Consider the following 2,267-nt stretch of genomic DNA (forward strand, 5'->3'; position numbering starts at 1 on the left):
GGATGGTGAATGGCGCGCCGTCAATGATCAGCGCGTGACGGCCGTCGCGCTGGGCGAGGCGGGGCATGTCGGCCGCGAGGGTGGCCGTGGCGGCGAGGGGCAGGGCAACCGCCAGCGCCACTTGGGCGAGACGGCGCGAAAGAAGATTCGGCATGGCGGCGGGAACGGGCCGGCCAGCACTTGCGCGCCGGCCGGCAGAGGGATCAATAGGTGCAGCGAACCTGGAGGGTGTCGCGGCGGCCTGAAGCGAAGGCAGTTCGCGCTTTCAGGCCGATGGCCTGCGGCGTTCGGTCAAACCACTTTGGTATTGCCACTTTGCCATTTCGACTTTTTGGTAAGACCAGTGAATACCCTAATTGATCCTGCACAAAGGGGCTATTCAGTGGGATTTTCGTGACGTGGCCGCGAGTTTCGCAATTTGGGGCGTTAGCATGTGGTCAGTCCAATTGCCACATCCAGGGAAACATGGCTCAACACCCTCGCGGTAGCGACACGCGCCGCCAGTACCAGTTGGTCGCGGACCGCATTCGAGCCTTGATCGAGACGGAAGGCCGAGAGGCCGGGTCGCGGCTGCCGGCGGAGCGTGACCTCGCCTTGCAGCTCGGCGTGTCACGGCCGTCGTTGCGCGAGGCACTCATTGCACTGGAGATCGACGGCCGCGTCGAGATCCGCGGCGGCTCGGGCGTGTATGTCTGTGCCGGCCAGGACCAGGGCGATGTGGCAACGTCGGCCCTGGGAGACAGCCCCGGCGAACTCATGCAGGCGCGGGTCGTGCTCGAAAGCGCGGTCGTCACGCTGGCGGCAGCCCGGGTCACGCCGGCYGGATTGCAGCGTATCGAGGAGGCCTTGCAGGCGATGCGTGAAGACCATGCCTTTGGGCGCAAGCCGGTCGAGGCCGACCGGCGTTTTCACTTGGGCATTGCCGAGATGTGCGGCAATTCGGTGCTTGTCGGCATGGTGGGAACGCTGTTCGATGGCCGCCATAGCCCGATCTCCTCGCGCATGAGCGGGCGCTTCGAGCCAACGCATGCCTGGCACGTGGCGCTGGCGGAGCACCAGGCCATCCTCCATGCGCTGGAGGCGCGCAACCCGCAGGCTGCGGCTGCCGCGATGGGCAGCCACCTGCTGGCGTCGCACGGCCGATGGATCGGCGAACCGTCCGATCCGCCGGCCGGGGCGGCTGTCGCCGACTGAGGCAACGACCAGCCTCGCGCCGGCATGGCGCCTCAAACGGTCAGATCCTTGAGCGATTTCGCCAGGGTTTTCCTTGCGAAGCCGAATCTTTCGCGTGGCGCGCGATAGCATTTGGTCAGTCCAATTTTTTGATTCAAGTGAGCCATGGCCAGTCAACCTCGCGGCGGCGGCGACGCCCGCCGCCAATATCAGCTGGTCGCGGACCGGATTCGAGCGTTGATCGAGACCGAAGGCATCGCCGACGGATCACGCCTGCCGGCGGAGCGTGAGCTGGCGCTGCAGCTGGGTGTGTCTCGGCCATCGTTGCGCGAGGCGCTGATCGCGCTGGAGATTGACGGCCGCGTCGAGATCCGCGGCGGCTCGGGCGTGTACCTCTGCGCCGCCACCGAGCGCGGCAATGTGGCGACACCCGCGTTGGGCGAGAGCCCCGCCGAGCTCATGCAGGCGCGCGTCGTGCTCGAAAGTGCGGTCATCACGCTGGCCGCGGCCCGGGTCACCAAGGCCGGGCTGAGGCGCATCGAGGACGCGTTGGAAGCGATGCGCGAAGATCACGCCCATGACCGCAAGCCTGTCGAGGCGGACCGGCGCTTTCACCTCAGCATTGCCGAGATGTGCGGCAATTCGGTGCTTGTCGGCATGGTGGGAACGCTGTTCGACGGCCGCCACAGCCCGATCTCCTCGCGCATGAGCGGGCGTGTCGAGTCAACCCACACCTGGCAGGCGGCGATGGCTGAGCACGAAGCAGTCCTGCACGCGCTGGAGGCGCGCAACCCACAGGCCGCAGCGGCGGCCATGTGCAGCCATCTGCTGGCCTCGCACGGTCGCTGGATCGGCGAACCGTCCGAATCGGCTGCGCGGCGCGCCATCGCCGTCTAGCGCGGCGCTGGCGCCGCGCGCCTCACATGACGGCGCCCAGCTGCCAGGGCACGAACTCGTTGTCACCCAGTCCATGCTGCTCGCTCAGCGTGAGACGGCCCGACGCCGTCTCCAAGATCAGCCGGAACAGCGCCTCGCCAGCCTCGGCCACCGTTTGCGAGCCCTCGACGATGCCGCCGGCATTGAAGTCCATGTCC

General features: G+C 67.2%; 2 protein-coding genes and 1 pseudogene. 2 read left to right on the forward strand and 1 reads right to left on the reverse strand.

Annotated features, from left to right (window positions below):
• The first annotated feature begins 465 nt into the window (after window positions 1–465).
• Window positions 466–1,194, forward strand: coding sequence for a FadR/GntR family transcriptional regulator (locus tag AC1DU6_RS28155; RefSeq protein ID WP_457322484.1), 729 nt, complete (start codon window positions 466–468; stop codon window positions 1,192–1,194).
• Window positions 1,195–1,338: 144 nt separating this feature from the next.
• Window positions 1,339–2,070 (forward strand): FadR/GntR family transcriptional regulator, encoded by a 732-nt coding sequence (locus AC1DU6_RS28160; RefSeq protein ID WP_457322483.1) that lies wholly within the window; start codon window positions 1,339–1,341, stop codon window positions 2,068–2,070.
• A 22-nt stretch (window positions 2,071–2,092) separates the two neighbouring features.
• Here AC1DU6_RS28160 and AC1DU6_RS28165 read toward each other — a convergent pair.
• Window positions 2,093–2,267: pseudogene (locus tag AC1DU6_RS28165) on the reverse strand (altronate dehydratase); the annotation flags it as partial.

Source organism: Roseateles sp. P5_B10 (genome assembly GCF_056400485.1).